General features: G+C 65.3%; 10 protein-coding genes. 6 read left to right on the forward strand and 4 right to left on the reverse strand.

Going from position 1 to position 14361, the window contains the following annotated elements:
• The first annotated feature begins 145 nt into the window (after window positions 1-145).
• Together glyA and nrdR are read left to right on the forward strand one after the other, a co-directional pair.
• A complete protein-coding gene (gene glyA / locus AXYL_RS03345; RefSeq protein ID WP_041652173.1) occupies window positions 146-1396 on the forward strand; it encodes a serine hydroxymethyltransferase in 1251 nt (416 codons plus the stop codon).
• A 197-nt stretch (window positions 1397-1593) separates the two neighbouring features.
• Window positions 1594-2073 carry a transcriptional regulator NrdR gene (nrdR, locus tag AXYL_RS03350; RefSeq protein WP_013391422.1) on the forward strand — a complete coding sequence of 160 codons (480 nt, stop codon included), beginning with the start codon at window positions 1594-1596 and terminating at the stop codon, window positions 2071-2073.
• Window positions 2074-2146: 73 nt separating this feature from the next.
• On the opposite strand, the gene AXYL_RS03355 is transcribed toward nrdR, so the two are convergent.
• Window positions 2147-3112 carry a GlxA family transcriptional regulator gene (locus AXYL_RS03355; protein ID WP_013391423.1) on the reverse strand — a complete coding sequence of 322 codons (966 nt, stop codon included), beginning with the start codon at window positions 3110-3112 and terminating at the stop codon, window positions 2147-2149.
• Window positions 3113-3129: 17 nt separating this feature from the next.
• Window positions 3130-3693 (reverse strand): cysteine hydrolase family protein, encoded by a 564-nt coding sequence (locus AXYL_RS03360; RefSeq protein ID WP_013391424.1) that lies wholly within the window; start codon window positions 3691-3693, stop codon window positions 3130-3132.
• Between the two features lie 214 nt (window positions 3694-3907).
• Between AXYL_RS03360 and ribD the strand changes: the two genes are divergently transcribed.
• Complete coding sequence (gene ribD, locus AXYL_RS03365; protein ID WP_085947830.1) at window positions 3908-5023, forward strand: bifunctional diaminohydroxyphosphoribosylaminopyrimidine deaminase/5-amino-6-(5-phosphoribosylamino)uracil reductase RibD; 1116 nt, start codon at window positions 3908-3910, stop codon at window positions 5021-5023.
• Between the two features lie 55 nt (window positions 5024-5078).
• Here the strand turns inward: ribD and AXYL_RS03370 are convergent, their stop codons facing one another.
• On the reverse strand, window positions 5079-7550 hold the full coding sequence (locus AXYL_RS03370; RefSeq protein ID WP_013391426.1) for a hypothetical protein: 2472 nt from the start codon (window positions 7548-7550) through the stop codon (window positions 5079-5081).
• Complete coding sequence (locus AXYL_RS03375; protein ID WP_148260576.1) at window positions 7537-8742, reverse strand: DUF3142 domain-containing protein; 1206 nt, start codon at window positions 8740-8742, stop codon at window positions 7537-7539. The genes AXYL_RS03370 and AXYL_RS03375 overlap by 14 nt, the downstream gene beginning before the upstream one ends.
• 850 nt (window positions 8743-9592) lie before the next feature.
• Here AXYL_RS03375 and AXYL_RS03380 point away from each other — a divergent pair.
• Genes AXYL_RS03380 through AXYL_RS03390 form a run of 3 tightly spaced genes read left to right on the forward strand, consistent with a single transcriptional unit; the run spans window position 9593 to window position 14331 of the window.
• On the forward strand, window positions 9593-11509 hold the full coding sequence (locus tag AXYL_RS03380; RefSeq protein ID WP_371819061.1) for a PrkA family serine protein kinase: 1917 nt from the start codon (window positions 9593-9595) through the stop codon (window positions 11507-11509).
• Between the two features lie 12 nt (window positions 11510-11521).
• The gene (locus AXYL_RS03385; RefSeq protein ID WP_013391429.1) at window positions 11522-12781 is read left to right on the forward strand and encodes a YeaH/YhbH family protein; all 1260 of its coding nucleotides are present in this window, start codon (window positions 11522-11524) and stop codon (window positions 12779-12781) included.
• Window positions 12778-14331, forward strand: a complete 1554-nt coding sequence (locus AXYL_RS03390) for a SpoVR family protein (RefSeq protein ID WP_013391430.1) — start codon at window positions 12778-12780, stop codon at window positions 14329-14331. Before AXYL_RS03385 ends, AXYL_RS03390 begins: the two co-directional genes overlap by 4 nt.
• Window positions 14332-14361 lie beyond the last annotated feature (30 nt).

The raw sequence follows: 14361 nt of genomic DNA on the forward strand, positions 1-14361 counted from the left end.
CACGCTCATCGAGGCAATTTTGCCCGGGTTCCAGGTATTTTGGGAGCAATTGATCCTCCCCGACGCGGTAAACTATCCGTCATTCTCCGGGTTTACCCACCCGGGCGCAGTTTTCTCCTCTCTTACCGCCTCAGGAACTCCCGTCATGTTTGACCGCAACCTCACCTTGTCCAAGGCTGACCCGGACGTTTGGGCCGCCATCCAGAAGGAAGACGTCCGCCAGGAACAGCATATCGAGCTGATCGCCTCGGAGAACTACGCCAGCCCGGCCGTCATGGAAGCCCAGGGCACGCAGCTCACCAACAAGTACGCCGAAGGCTATCCGGGCAAGCGCTACTACGGCGGTTGCGAGTACGTGGACGTGGTCGAGCAACTGGCCATCGACCGCCTGAAGCAGATCTTCGGCGCCGAAGCCGCCAACGTGCAGCCCAACTCGGGTTCGCAGGCCAACCAGGGCGTGTACATGGCCGTCCTGAAGCCGGGCGACACCGTGCTGGGCATGAGCCTGGCCGAAGGCGGCCACCTGACGCACGGCGCGTCGGTCAACGCCTCGGGCAAGCTGTACAACTTCATCTCCTACGGCCTGGACGCAAACGAAGTCCTGAACTACGACCAGGTCGAGCAACTGGCCAAAGAGCACAAGCCCAAGCTGATCGTGGCTGGCGCTTCCGCCTACGCCCTGCACATCGACTTCGAGCGCATGGCCCGCATCGCCCGTGAAAACGGCGCGCTGTTCATGGTCGACATCGCCCACTACGCCGGCCTGGTCGCCGGTGGCGCCTATCCCAACCCGGTCCCGCACGCCGACTTCGTCACCTCGACCACGCACAAGTCGCTGCGCGGCCCGCGCGGCGGCGTCATCATGATGAAGGCCGAGCACGAGAAGATCATCAACTCGGCGATCTTCCCCGGCATCCAGGGCGGTCCGCTGATGCATGTCATCGCCGGCAAGGCCGTGGCCTTCAAGGAAGCGCTGGAGCCCGGCTTCAAGGACTACGCGCAGCAAGTGGTCAAGAACGCCAAGGTGCTGGCCGACACGCTGGTCAAGCGCGGCCTGCGCATCGTTTCCGGCCGTACCGAAAGCCACGTCATGCTGGTGGACCTGCGTTCCAAGGGCATCACGGGCAAGGAAGCGGAAGCCGTGCTGGGCCAGGCCCACATCACGGTCAACAAGAACGCCATCCCGAACGATCCGGAAAAGCCTTTCGTGACCAGCGGCATCCGCCTGGGCACGCCGGCCATGACCACGCGCGGCTTCACCGAAGCGGAAGCCGAGCTGACCGCCAACCTGATCGCCGACGTGCTGGACAATCCGCGCGACGAAGCCAACATCGCCGCCGTGCGTGCCCGCGTCAATGAACTGACCTCGCGCCTGCCGGTCTACGGCAAGAAGTAAGCGAGCATCCCTGCGGCGGGCTGCGGCCCGGCCGTAGCGCTCCATGAGGGACGGCCCCGCAAGGCGCCGTCCCTTTGCTTTCGGGGCGGTACCCTGGCAAAAAATACGGGGGCGGATTAGCCCGTATTGGCGCTGGCGGCCCGGCGCCTCGTTACAATATGCTTAACTATTGCCCTCAGCGCCTTTAGGGATCACACATGCGGTGTCCATTTTGCGGCAATGCCGAAACGCAGGTCGTCGACAGCCGGGTCTCCGAAGAAGGCGACGCCATACGCCGTCGCCGCCGCTGCCTGTCCTGTGACAAGCGCTTCACGACCTATGAACGGGTGGAGCTGGCCATGCCTTCCATCGTGAAGCGCAACGGCAGCCGCAGCGACTACGATCCCGGCAAGCTGCGCGCCAGCCTGAGCCTGGCGCTGCGCAAGCGCCCCGTCAGCACGGAAGACGTGGACGCGGCGGTTGCCCGGATCGAAGAGCAGTTGCTGGCCAGCGGGCTGCGCGAAGTGCCCAGCGAACATATCGGCGAGCTGGTCATGAACGAACTGCGCAAGCTCGACAAGGTGGCGTACGTACGCTTCGCCTCGGTCTACAAGAGCTTCGAGGACATAGGCGAATTCGTCGAGGCCATCCGCGAGATGCAGGGCCCGCTGCTGCCGGGCAAGCTGCGCAAGGACTAGAGCAGGCTCCACGCCAACCGGTCCGAGGCCGCCCAGCGGCGCCGACGCAGAAAATGACGGCGCCGCGGCGCCGTCATTGCATGGTGGGCGCCGCGCGCGCTAGGCTGGGAGTAAGCGGTTGGAACTTGCGCCACACGCGGCGCATGTGCTGCGCCGAACCAAATCCCGATTTCTCGGCCACGCGCTCCAGATCCAGCCGGGTATCGCGCAGCAGGTCGCGCGCCAGCGCCACGCGTATCTGATAGAGGTAATCCATCGGCGTGCAGCCCGCGTGTTCGCGGAACAGCCGGGTCAGGTGGCGCGCGCTGGTATGCGCCTGGTCCGCCAACGATTGCGCCGACCAGGGCGCCGCCGGATCGCGAATGACCGCGTCCTGTACCCGGTGCACGCCCGGATGCAGGTGGCTGCGGTGGTCCAGCCAGGGCGATAGCGTCGAATCCGTGCCGGCGCGCCGCTGGTAGACGACCATGTCGCGTGCCGTTTCACTGGCCACCCGTGGTCCGCAATGGCGCGACACCATGTGCAGCGCCAGGTCGATGCCGGCGGTGATGCCCGCGCTGCTGACGAGCCTGCCGTCCTCGACAAAGATGCGGTTGTCATGCAGACGCGCGCTCGGGTCGATGCTGGCCAGCTGTGCCAGGCAGGTATGGTGAGTGGTGCAATCCCGTTGCCGTGTCAGGCCCGCGGCGGCGGCGAACAGCGCACCGGCGCATACCGTCATCAGCGTGAAGCCGTCCGCGGGATGGCGGACGGCCAGCCATTCGATGATGGCGCGCGAGTCTGGGTCTTCCAGGCGCGTGGGTTTGCCCACCACGCCGGAAATGATGACCAGGGCCTCGGGCGGCAGCGCGGCCGGCAGGGCCTGGATATGCGCCAGATGCAGGCCGGGCAGGCCGCTTTCGACCTCCCGCGACGGGCCGCAGAAATGCTGCTCGAAGGTGCCGGGACTCAGCTTGTTGGCCACGCGGAAGGCCTCCGCCGGACCCGCCACGTCCAGCAGCACGATGCCGCGCGTCAGCACGAAATAGACCGGGACCATACAGCCCTCCGCCAGCGCTAGGCCGCTAGCGCGTCGGCGGCGCGCGCGATGCGGGCGAAGCGTCCTTGCAGCACCAGCTCGGTCCGGTCGCGGATTTCGGCCGGGGTGTAATGCTGGCCGGACGGGCTCTGCATGGCGAAGGTCAGGGTGGCATCGGTGGGGAACACCACCTTGTAGCCGGCGTCGCTGGCGTGGCGCGAGGTGGTTTCGCAGCATTGTTCCGTGCGGATGCCGCTGACGATGATGCCTTCGATGCCATGCTTCACCAGCCAGTCCTGCAGGCTGGCGCCGTCCGCGTCCTTGGCATAGAGCGAGGAATGCACGGTCTTGTGGAACACGGCGGTGGGCGCGATGCGCAATTCCTTGAGCGTCTTGACGTGCCCGGAGGCCATCGAGAAGGGGTTGGCGGGGTCGTTCGACACGCTGGTGTGAAACACCTGCAGTACCGGAATGTCCTGGGCCTCGGCCGTGTCGATCAGGGACTGGATCTGTTCCACAAAGGCCGGATACTCGGTTTCATCCCAAAACGGACGTTGCCGGAAAGAGTCTTGTACATCGATGACGATCAGTGCTTGTTTCATGGTCCGGGCTCCTGGAGCGGAAATTGTAGAGGCGTGACGTCATTTTTACTGCAATCCAGCGCCGGGGTGAGCGCGGCGAAAGACGGCTGTCGGCCCAAAACGGACATGCGCGGCCGATGCCGCCGAGAGCCTGCGCCGGACCGTCTGCCCGCCGCGTGGCGGACATACAATCCTGATCATGATGATTCCCAGCGACAACGACGACATTTTCTGGATGCGGCGCGCCCTGGCGCTGGCGCAGACCGTCATGTACTCCACCGCGCCCAACCCCCGGGTCGGCTGCGTGATCGTGCGCGACGGCAGGGTGCTGGGCGAAGGCGCCACGCAGCCGCCGGGCGGCCCGCACGCGGAAGTCTGCGCCTTGCGCGACGTCCAGGCGCGCGGTGAGTCCGTGGAAGGCGCCACGCTCTATGTCACATTGGAGCCTTGCAGCCATTTCGGCCGCACGCCGCCCTGCGTGGACGCGGTGCTTGCGGCCCGGCCGGCGCGGGTGGTGGTGGCGATCGGCGATCCCAACCCGCTGGTCAATGGCCAGGGTCTGGCGCGTCTGCGCCTGGCGGGCATCGAGGTGACCACGGGCGTCTGCGGCGCAGAGGCGCTGGCCGTCAATGCGGGGTTCATCTCGCGCATGAGCCGCGGCTTGCCATGGGTGTGGCTGAAGATGGCGGCCTCGCTGGATGGGCGCAGCGCACTGCATAACGGTGTATCGCAATGGATCACCGGGCCCGAGGCCCGGGCTGACGGCCACCGCTGGCGCGCCCGCGCCTGCGTGGTCCTGACCGGCATGGGCACCGTGCTGAAGGACGATCCGCAGCTCAATGTCAGGGGCGTGGACACGCCGCGCCAGCCGCGCAAGGCCGTGGTGGACGGCCGTTTCGAGATCCCGGAAGACGCGAGGCTGTTCGACGGCGCCGAAGTCATCATCTTCACTGCCCGCGAAGATGCCGCCAAGACCGCGCGCCTGCAGGCCAAGAACGCCCGCGTGGTGCTGCTGCCGGGCGAGGCGGCCGGCCGGGTCGACCTGCCGGCGATGATCCGCTGGCTGGCCCAGGAACAATTCAACGAGGTCCACGTGGAGGCCGGCGCGGGCCTGAGCGGCGCGTTGGTGGCGGCGGGCTGCGTGGACGAACTGCTGCTGTATCTGGCGCCGGTGCTGCTGGGCGACGCGGCCGGCATGGTGCGCCTGCCCATGCTGGAACACCTGGACGGCGCCCGGCGCTATGAATTTATCGAGACCGCGCCCGTGGGCGCGGACCTGCGCGTGCGCACCAGGGTGGCGGAAACCTGGCGCCAACTGATGCAGCGGGTGGCGCTGCCAGAGTTGCCCTAGGGCCGGCTCCGGTCTTCTATTGGTCAGCGTGCACAGATCCTGACATTGCGCCGCGTCAGCTCCGCCTCTCGGTCCGGTTCGGACGCGCCGCGGTATAGCGCCAGGCCAGGACCGCGGCGCCGCCGCCGACCAGGGCCAGCAACGCGGCCGCAAGCAGCAGGCCCGGATGGTTGCGGCGCAGGCGCTCCCAGGATTTCTCGGCTTGCGTGTAGTGGAACCAGGCCGCTGCCTGGAAGTCCGGCGCGGCGCATTCGCGGCCGAAAGAGCCGCTGAACGGCACCTGCGCGCCTTGTTCTATATAGCGCCGGTAGATGGCGGAGGCCTGTTCGGGCGAGTCGTCGATGATGTAGCGGGTGCCCTGGCACAGCACCGCGGCGAATGCTTGGGAGCGGCGCGGCAACTCATCTGCGGCGCGCAACGCATGATTGGCCGCGATCTGGCGGTAATGGAAGCGGGTATAGGGCTGCGCTTCGCTTGCGGCGTAGCGCCGGCGTTCCTCTTCGGTGACGAAGGGGCCCGGCAGCGCGGCCGCGGCGCGCAGCGCTGGCGTGTCGGGCGGATCGGTGCCGTCAGCGGCCGTCGAGCCGGGGACCGCGCTGCGTCCCGCGCCATAGGCCGTGTTGCCGCCATAGGTCGCGAAATCCGGCTCCTGCTCGTAGCCCATGATCTCCATGCCGTCACGCCGCGCCAGCCGGGAGGCTCCGAACCAGGCTTCGGCCCGTGTCGTGCGGCCCCACGCGCTGCCGGCCTTGCGCAACGCGGCGCCGTACTCGGCGGCGAGCTGGCGGCTTCGTTGCTGCCGCAACTCCAATTTGCCGTCGACATAGTCCAGCGTGACGTAGCGGGCGTCCGAATCGGCGGGGAAATAGGGCAGCGCCTGCGCGATCGAGCCCTCGCGCACCAGGCGCCGCGCCAGCAGGAGGCGCAGGCGATCGGATGCGGTGACGGGATGCTCCTCTAGCCATTTGTAGAAATGCTGGGGATCTGGCGGCGCCGATCCGACGGCCGCGGCTGCGGCGGGAGCGTGCCGGTCCACATAAGCCTTGAGTTCGGGGGTCGTCAGCACGCGTTCAGCCACGTAGGCCGCGTCGTTCCAATACGGAGTGGATTGCCAGAAGCCTCCGACCGACCTGTCAGGCACGGTGGCGTGCAGCAGCTGGTCCAGCGCCTCGACGTACTGGCCTCGCGACAGCGTCAGCACGCCTTGTTCCCCCAGCAGGCGCGCCGCGCTCGGCCCTTCCACGCTGCCGTCGGCGCGCGGAAAGGCGCTGGCCGCCTGGGCATAGGCCTGGGCCGCCGCTTGCGTGTCGCCTTGCCGCAGCGCCAGTTTCGCGCGCACCCACCACGCCAGGCCCGTGTCCAGCCGCGCGGCCAGCGTTTGCGCCAGGTCATAACGGCCGATGCGGTAGGCCAGCGCCGCCACGCGGTCGGCGTCCAGCACCTGCTTCAGGTCCTGGGTTTCCAGCGCCGCAACCAGCGATTGCAGCGCTGGATTCGGCGTGACCTCATGTCCCTGTGCGGCGTCGGCAAACCCGGCCTGGCCGGTCGTGTCGTACGCGGCGTAGGGGTCGGTGGCGCTGTCGGGCCTGCCGTCCACGATGTCGCCGACCCGGGCCAGCGCGTAAGCCACCAGCAACCGTTGCGCGACTGGATCGTCGATCAGCTTGCGCGTGCGCGCCGGGTCGTCCAGGGCCCATTGCGCCAGCATGCGCAGCGAGGCATTGCCGCTGGCAGAGTCGCGCGCGGCCTGTTCGGCATACCGGCGCAGCGCATGCTTGAGCGAGGCGGCGGGGATGGCGTCCATGCAGGGCTCGGCGTTGACCAGTTCCATATAGCTGCATTGCCCCTGCGGTCCGGCCAGGAACAAGCGGGCCTCCTGACCGTAGCTGGCCACCGCCAGACCCAATGGATCCGGCGCGCCGTCGCGCGCCAGTTGCCGTGCACGGGCATAGGCCTGCGCTGCGGCCTGTCGCTGCGCGTCCGCGTCGCTGGCCGCCAGTTCTGCCTCGTCCCCGATTTCAGCCAGCATGTAGGCGGCCCATACGCTGCGCGCCGCCGCCTGTTGCGGCGGCAACTGGAGGATGGCGCGATAGCGCGCGCGCGCCTGCTCCAGCAGGCGGTCGGTATCCGCCCCGCGGGCGGCATGCGTGTCGACCGCGGCCGCGGTGTAAAGCCGCAGGGCTTCCGGCAAACCGGCGCCCAGGGCATAGGCCTGCTCGCCGTCGGGCTGCGCCCGCATCGCGCGCGTCGTGACCCGTTGTGCCGGCGTGAGCGCGGGATCACGGTCTTCCGGCAAGGCGTTCTGCTGATAGCTGCCGTCCGGCAATTCATAGGCTTCCTGGGCCTGCAGCGTATCGCTGGCGCCGACAAGGCGGGCAGCTTCGTAGCCGAAAGAGTTGGCCGGCGTGGCGCGCAGCGTGGCCGCGCGGTCGTCCAGCAATTGGGCGGGGAACTCCGGTCCGCAGGCGATGACGATGCCGGCGCCTGTCAACAGCAGCAGCGCCGCCAGCGATTTACGGTTGTACATGGAAGCTCGAAGGCCCATTTTCACAGCGTATCCAGCCTATATTGCGTTGGCCGCCGGCGTGCAGCAGGCCGTCTTGGGAGCGGCGCAGGAACGCGCCGCCGGAATCATGTTCGAGGGTATAGCCGTTGATGCCGTCGGCCGCGCGGCAGGCGCCGTCCCAGCGGATCGCGAAGGGCAGGGCCGCGTCGGCGTTGCCGCCGTTGGACAGTATCAGGTCCTGTGCGCCGTTGCCGCCCGTCGCGCGCGCCGTGACGGACAGCGTCGGCAGCAGGGGCTGGCGTGTCAGCACGGCGCGCCATGTGGTCGGGCTCCAGGCGCGTTCGTCGCGCGCGGTGGGCAGGCGGAACCAGACGATGCCCGCCAACCCAGGCGGGCGGGAACGGTGGATTTCGTCGACGAAAGCCGCCATCGACGCGGGCGTGGCTACCAGTTCGCTGGCGCGTCCGCCCGGCAGCAGCGCGGAACGCTCGCTTTCGACCGCGGCGATGCTGCCGTCGTCGTTCCAGCTCACGCGACTGCCGTAAGTCGCCAACGCCACACGCCACGGCCGCTGGGTTCGGTCAGCGAAAGCCGTCAGCCAGGCGCTTGCGCGCTTGGCGTTGAACAAACCCTGTTCCGGGCTCAGCACGGCATGGACTTGCAACACGGCTTCATCGGGAATCCGGAGCAGCTCATCGAGTCCGGAGCCGTTCAGCCATGTTGGCAGCGCGGTTATCGACAATGGCAGATCCGGACCCAGCCCTGGCTTCAAGGCCGCAAGGAATGCCGCGTAGGCGGGTAGTTTGGAGGTGGGACAGTCGTAGTCGATTTCGATGCCGGCCAAGGCGACGCCCGCGTCTCTCCATGCGCTGCGCGCGGCCGCAATCCGCGCCAGCACCTCCGCGGACGGCAGCGCATCGGCGCGGCCGTCCAGGCGCAGAACCATGATGACGGGACGCTTGGCCGCGGCCAACGCGGCCAGATCCGGCGCAGCAGTGAACCATCGCCCGTCCGGGTTCATCTCCCCCATCAGCACGCGCCATGCCCGCACGATGTCTGCGCTGTCGGCCAGCGCCTGGCTGACGGGCGGCGTCCATACCCGTTGCCAGACATAAGCGTCGCCGGGCAGATCGGCCTGCTTGCCGCAAGCGGCCAGGAGCAGCAGCAAGACGCTGAAAATCGCTGCGGAACAGCGTTTGGCAAGGGCATTCATGCGGCTGGCCAGGATCGGAAAAGCATGACGCGGCGGCGACGATGGGCGGATGGAATGAAGCGCAATGAATGCGCGGCGCATTGCGGATGCGTGATTCTATCGCTGCGCGCAGGGGTACTAGCACTCTGTGCTTGCGGCTGCCAATCGCGAACACGCCCGTAATCCGCGGCCTGCGGGCCAATGCGATGCGCAAGTGCTATCGATATGCCATCAAGTTTGCGCATGTCTGCTGCACGAATCTGGACGCGTGCGGCGTGACTATTTTTGGCATTGCGCTAAATGAATTGCCACAAAAACGTCAATTGGCTTTAGCATAGGCACATGACTTGGCGCCACGCACTGATGGACTACACCGTGCAATGCCACGCGCCCTCGTCACCACGGATCCTCGTGCCGCGTTATCGGCGTTTTTCACCACCGAACCGGCGCGCTGCTGAACGAAGACGCCATGCGCCGTTCAGACCGTCCGCTGCCATCGCACAGCGGGCGCATCGGGTTTTTACCCGCATCATAAAAATCCCTGGGACATCGCTCTTCCCTTCAAATCATTGCTGAGCATTTCACGTGCGACTGCATCATGCACGCGCGCATACAGCGATATGCTGAAACCGGACGAGTGAACTTATTCACTTAAGTTGCATTCCCTGACGGAACTTGTATCCGAAGAGTGCAGCCTAATTGGAAAGGGCCTGATCATGCCTTTGGTTGATGTGTGGCGAAAGCAACATACCATCCGGCCGACAGTGCTTATCGCGAGATTGTCTAGTAATGCGCGAGCGCTGAGGCACAATGGGGGCAGGTAGGGACGTATTGGATTTTTCGCGTGTTGTAGGAGGTTTCCGTGCAAAACATCGTCGAAGGCTTCAAGTCGCAGTATGCAAAAGAGCAGGAATCGGAACTCTCTCTCGAGGAGTACCTCAACCTGGCCAAAAGCGATCCCATGGCGTACGCCAGCCCCGCAGAGCGCATGCTGGCGGCGATAGGCGAACCCGAAATCGTGGACACGCGCAACGACCCACGTCTTTCCCGTTTGTTTTCCAACCGGACCATCCGACGCTATCCGGCGTTCCAGGAGTTCTACGGCATGGAGGACGTGATCGGACAGATCGTCGCGTTCTTCAAACACGCCGCGCAGGGACTGGAAGAGCGCAAGCAAATCCTCTATCTGCTGGGTCCCGTGGGCGGCGGCAAGTCGTCCATCGCGGAACGCCTCAAATCGCTGATGGAGGCCTATCCCATCTACGCGTTGAAGGGTTCGCCGGTGAACGAATCGCCGCTCGGGCTGTTCCATCCGGAACGCTTCGGCGACACGCTCGAAAAGGAATATGGCATTCCGCGGCGCTACCTGAGCGGCATCATGTCGCCGTGGGCCGTGAAGCGCCTGAAGGAATTCGACGGCGACATCTCGAAGTTCCGCGTCGTGCGCCTGAACCCCTCGGTGCTGCGCCAGATCGCCATCGCCAAGACCGAACCGGGCGACGAGAACAACCAGGACATCTCCTCGCTGGTGGGCAAGGTCGACATCCGCATGCTCGACCGCCACTCGCAGGACGACCCGGACGCCTACAGCTACTCCGGCGGCTTGTGCCTGGCCAATCAGGGGCTGCTGGAATTCGTGGAGATGTTCAAGGCCCCGATCAAGATGCTGCACCCCTTGCTGACGGCGACCCAGGAAGGCAACTTCAAGGGCACCGAGGGCTTTTCCGCGATCCCGTTCAATGGCGCCATCCTGGCCCACTCGAACGAATCGGAATGGCAGACCTTCCGCAACAACAAGCACAACGAGGCGTTCCTCGACCGTATCTATATCGTCAAGGTGCCTTACTGCCTGCAGGTGTCGGAAGAAGTCCGCATCTATGAAAAGCTGCTGCACCACAGTTCGCTGTCCACGGCGCCGTGCGCGCCGGGAACGCTGGACATGATGGCGCAGTTCTCGGTTCTGACGCGCCTGAAGGAACCCGAGAACTCCAGCATCTATTCGAAGCTGCGCGTCTACGACGGCGAAAGCCTGAAGGACGTGGATCCCAAGGCCAAGGCCTTGCAGGAATACAAGGACTATGCCGGCACGGACGAAGGCATGACTGGGGTGTCGACGCGTTTCGCGTACAAGATCCTGTCCAGCGTCTTCAACTACGACCAGACCGAAGTGGCCGCCAACCCGGTGCACCTGATGTACGTGCTCGAGCAGCGCATCGGCCGCGAGGACTATCCCGAGGAAATCCGCCGGCGCTATCTTGAATTCATCAAGGGCTTCCTGGCGCCGCGCTATGCCGAATTCATCGGCAAGGAAATCCAGACCGCCTACCTGGAGTCGTACTCGGAATACGGCCAGAACATCTTCGACCGTTACGTGACCTTTGCCGATTGCTGGATCCAGGACGAGGAATTCCGCGACCCGGAAACCGGCGAAAGCTTCGACCGCAGCGCGCTCAACGATGAACTGGAAAAAATCGAGAAGCCGGCCGGCATCGCCAACCCGAAGGACTTCCGCAACGAGATCGTCAACTTCGTGCTGCGGGCGCGCGCCAACAACAATGGCCGCAACCCGACCTGGACCAGCTATGAAAAGCTGCGCGAAGTGATCGAGAAGAAGATGTTCTCGAACACCGAAGACCTGCTGCCGGTGATCTCGTTCAACGCCAAGGCCTCGGCCGAGGACAAGTCCAAGCACCAAAGCTTCGTTGATCGCATGGTTGAAAAGGGCTACACGGAAAAGCAGGTCAGGCTGCTGTGCGAGTGGTATCTCCGTGTGAGGAAGTCTTCCTGAGCGAGGTGAATCATGAATTCACTTATCGATCGCCGTCTTAACGGGCGTAACAAAAGCGCCGTCAACCGGGAGCGTTTTCTCCGGCGTTACAAGGACCAGATCCGCAAGGCGGTACACGGGATGATCCGTGACCGCTCCATCCAGGACATGGACCAGGGCGGCGAGATCAACCTGCCTGCCCGCGACATTTCCGAGCCGACCTTTCATCACGGCCAGGGCGGCGACCGCGAGATGGTGCACCCCGGCAACCGCGAGTTTGCCAAGGGCGACACCTTCGACCGGCCGCAAGGCGGGCAGGGAGAAGGCGGGTCCGAGCCGGGCGAAGGCGAATCGGTCGACCAGTTCACCTTCAGCCTGTCGCGGGCCGAGTTCCTGAACCTGTTCTTCGAAGATCTGGAACTGCCGCACATGGCGCGCACCCAGTTGGGCGAGGTCAGCCAGAAGAAGTGGCAGCGTGCCGGCTACACGACCACCGGCTCGCCCAGCATGCTGAGCATCAGCCGCACGCTCAAATCGTCGCTGGCGCGCCGCGTCGCGCTCAGCGTGAAGGCGCGCGCGGATCTCGAGGATGCCGAGGAGCGCCTGGCCAAGGCCCGCGAGGCCGGCGCCTCTGCCGACGACATCAAGGCGCTGGAGCAGGATGTCGAGGATTGCCGCGAGCGCCTCGCCCGCGTGCCTTTCCTGGACGACCTGGACCTGCGCTACCGCAACCGCGTGTCGGTGGCCATCCCGATGGCGCGCGCCGTCATGTTCTGCCTGATGGACGTGTCGGGCTCCATGGACGAAAACAAGAAGGATCTGGCCAAGCGCTTCTTCTCGCTGCTCTACCTGTTCCTGTCGCGCAAGTACGAGCACGTGGATCTGGTCTTCATCCGCCACACCGACAACGCCGAGGAAGTCGACGAGCAAACCTTCTTCTACGATCCCAAGAGCGGCGGCACCATCGTGCTGTCGGCGCTGGAATTGATGCGCGAGATCCTGGAGAAGCGCTATCCGCCGACCGCGTGGAACGTGTACGCGGCGCAGGCCAGCGACGGCGATTCGTTCGGCGCCGACGCGGGCAAGAGCGCGCGCTTCCTGGCCGAGCACCTGTTGCCGGCCACGCGTTACTTCGCCTACATCGAAGTGCCCGACTCGCAGGAGGCGCGCAAGAGCAGCCTGTGGGCGGAATATGAACAGAAACTGGAGCCGCATTTCGTCATGCGGCGCATCTGCGAACGCGGCGAGATCTTCCCCGTGTTCCATGACCTGTTCAAAAAGGAAACCGCATGAATGCCATCGTGGGAGCGCTCGTGGAACCGGAGGCCGCCGGCAGCGCCCGGCCGATCTCCCAGGGTTCCGAATGGACCTTCGAACTGATCCAGTCCTATGACGACGCCATCTCCAAGATCGCCGCCGAATACGGGCTGGACACCTACCCGAACCAGATCGAGGTCATCACCTCGGAGCAGATGCTGGACGCCTACGCCTCGGCCGGGCTGCCCATTGGCTATCCGCACTGGTCGTACGGCAAGGAATTCATCCGCAACGAGCAGTTCTATCGCCGCGGCATGCAGGGGCTGGCGTACGAGATCGTCATCAACTCCAACCCTTGCATCTCCTATCTCATGGAAGAAAACTCCATGACGATGCAGGCGCTGGTGATTGCGCACGCCTGCTACGGCCACAACTCGTTCTTCAAGGGCAATTACCTGTTCCGCCAATGGACCGACGCGGACGGGGTTTTGGATTATCTGGTCTTCGCTCGCAAGTACGTGATGTCCTGCGAAGACCGTTATGGCATCGACGCGGTGGAAGCCCTGCTCGACTCCTGCCATGCGCTCTCGCACCATGGCGTGGACCGCTACAAGCGCCCGACGCCGATCTCCTACAAGGAAGAGGCCGCGCGCCAGGCCGAACGCCAGGAGCACGCGCGCCTGCAATACAACGATCTGTGGCGGACCCTGCCGCGCCTTGAAGCCGACAAGGACGCCCACGTCGAAGCCTCGGTTTTTCCGCCGGAGCCCGAAGAAAACCTGCTGTACTTCATCGAGAAATACTCGCCCAAGCTCGCGCCTTGGCAGAAAGAGCTGGTGCGCATCGTTCGCAAGATCGCGCAGTACTTCTATCCGCAGACCCAGACCAAGGTCATGAACGAAGGCTGGGCCACGTTCTGGCACTACACCATCCTGAATCGGCTGCACGAAAAGGGGCTGGTGAATGACGGCTTCATGATGGAGTTCCTGCAAAGCCACACCAACGTCGTCAGCCAGCGCGGCTTCGATGAGCGCGGCTACGGCGGCATCAACCCCTATGCGCTGGGCTTCGCCATGATGTCCGACATCCGCCGCATCTGCGAAGCGCCCACGCCCGAGGACCGGCGCTGGTTCCCCGACATCGCCGGCGGCGACTGGCTGAAGACGCTGGACTTCGCCATGCGCAACTTCAAGGACGAGTCCTTCATCTCGCAGTACCTGTCGCCCCGCCTGATCCGCGAGTTCCGCTTCTTCGCGATCTCCGACCATCAGGCCAACCCCAAGCTCGAAGTCGCCGCCATCCATGACGACGAAGGCTACCGCGACATCCGTCGCCTGCTGGCCGCGCAGCACAACCGCGACAACCAGGTGCCGGACATCCAGGTGGTCCGCTTCAACCGCGACTCCGACCGCTCGCTGGTGCTGCGCCACCTGAAGAGCCGGGGCCGCCCGCTGGCCGGCGACGACGCCGAGCAGGTGATGAAGCATCTGGCCCGGCTGTGGGGCTTCAAGGTGCGTCTGGAAGAGACCGAGCCGGACGGCACGGTCAGCTCCTACCGGGAACAGGACCCGCCGGCATCGGCCTAGTGTCCACGCAGGCAGAGGGGACGCATATGT

The organism is Achromobacter xylosoxidans A8 (assembly GCF_000165835.1).
GTDB classification, from domain to species: domain Bacteria; phylum Pseudomonadota; class Gammaproteobacteria; order Burkholderiales; family Burkholderiaceae_B; genus Achromobacter; species Achromobacter xylosoxidans_B.

Coding starts and splice junctions, on each gene's coding strand:
- AXYL_RS03355 (WP_013391423.1), bottom strand. CDS start 3,112: ATGGTCCCGGTCTATTTCGTGCTGACGCGCGGCATCGTGCTGCTGGAC.
- glyA (WP_041652173.1), top strand. CDS start 146: ATGTTTGACCGCAACCTCACCTTGTCCAAGGCTGACCCGGACGTTTGG.
- AXYL_RS03385 (WP_013391429.1), top strand. CDS start 11,522: ATGAATTCACTTATCGATCGCCGTCTTAACGGGCGTAACAAAAGCGCC.
- AXYL_RS03370 (WP_013391426.1), bottom strand. CDS start 7,550: ATGTACAACCGTAAATCGCTGGCGGCGCTGCTGCTGTTGACAGGCGCC.
- AXYL_RS03375 (WP_148260576.1), bottom strand. CDS start 8,742: ATGAATGCCCTTGCCAAACGCTGTTCCGCAGCGATTTTCAGCGTCTTG.
- AXYL_RS03360 (WP_013391424.1), bottom strand. CDS start 3,693: ATGAAACAAGCACTGATCGTCATCGATGTACAAGACTCTTTCCGGCAA.
- AXYL_RS03390 (WP_013391430.1), top strand. CDS start 12,778: ATGAATGCCATCGTGGGAGCGCTCGTGGAACCGGAGGCCGCCGGCAGC.
- nrdR (WP_013391422.1), top strand. CDS start 1,594: ATGCGGTGTCCATTTTGCGGCAATGCCGAAACGCAGGTCGTCGACAGC.
- ribD (WP_085947830.1), top strand. CDS start 3,908: ATGCGGCGCGCCCTGGCGCTGGCGCAGACCGTCATGTACTCCACCGCG.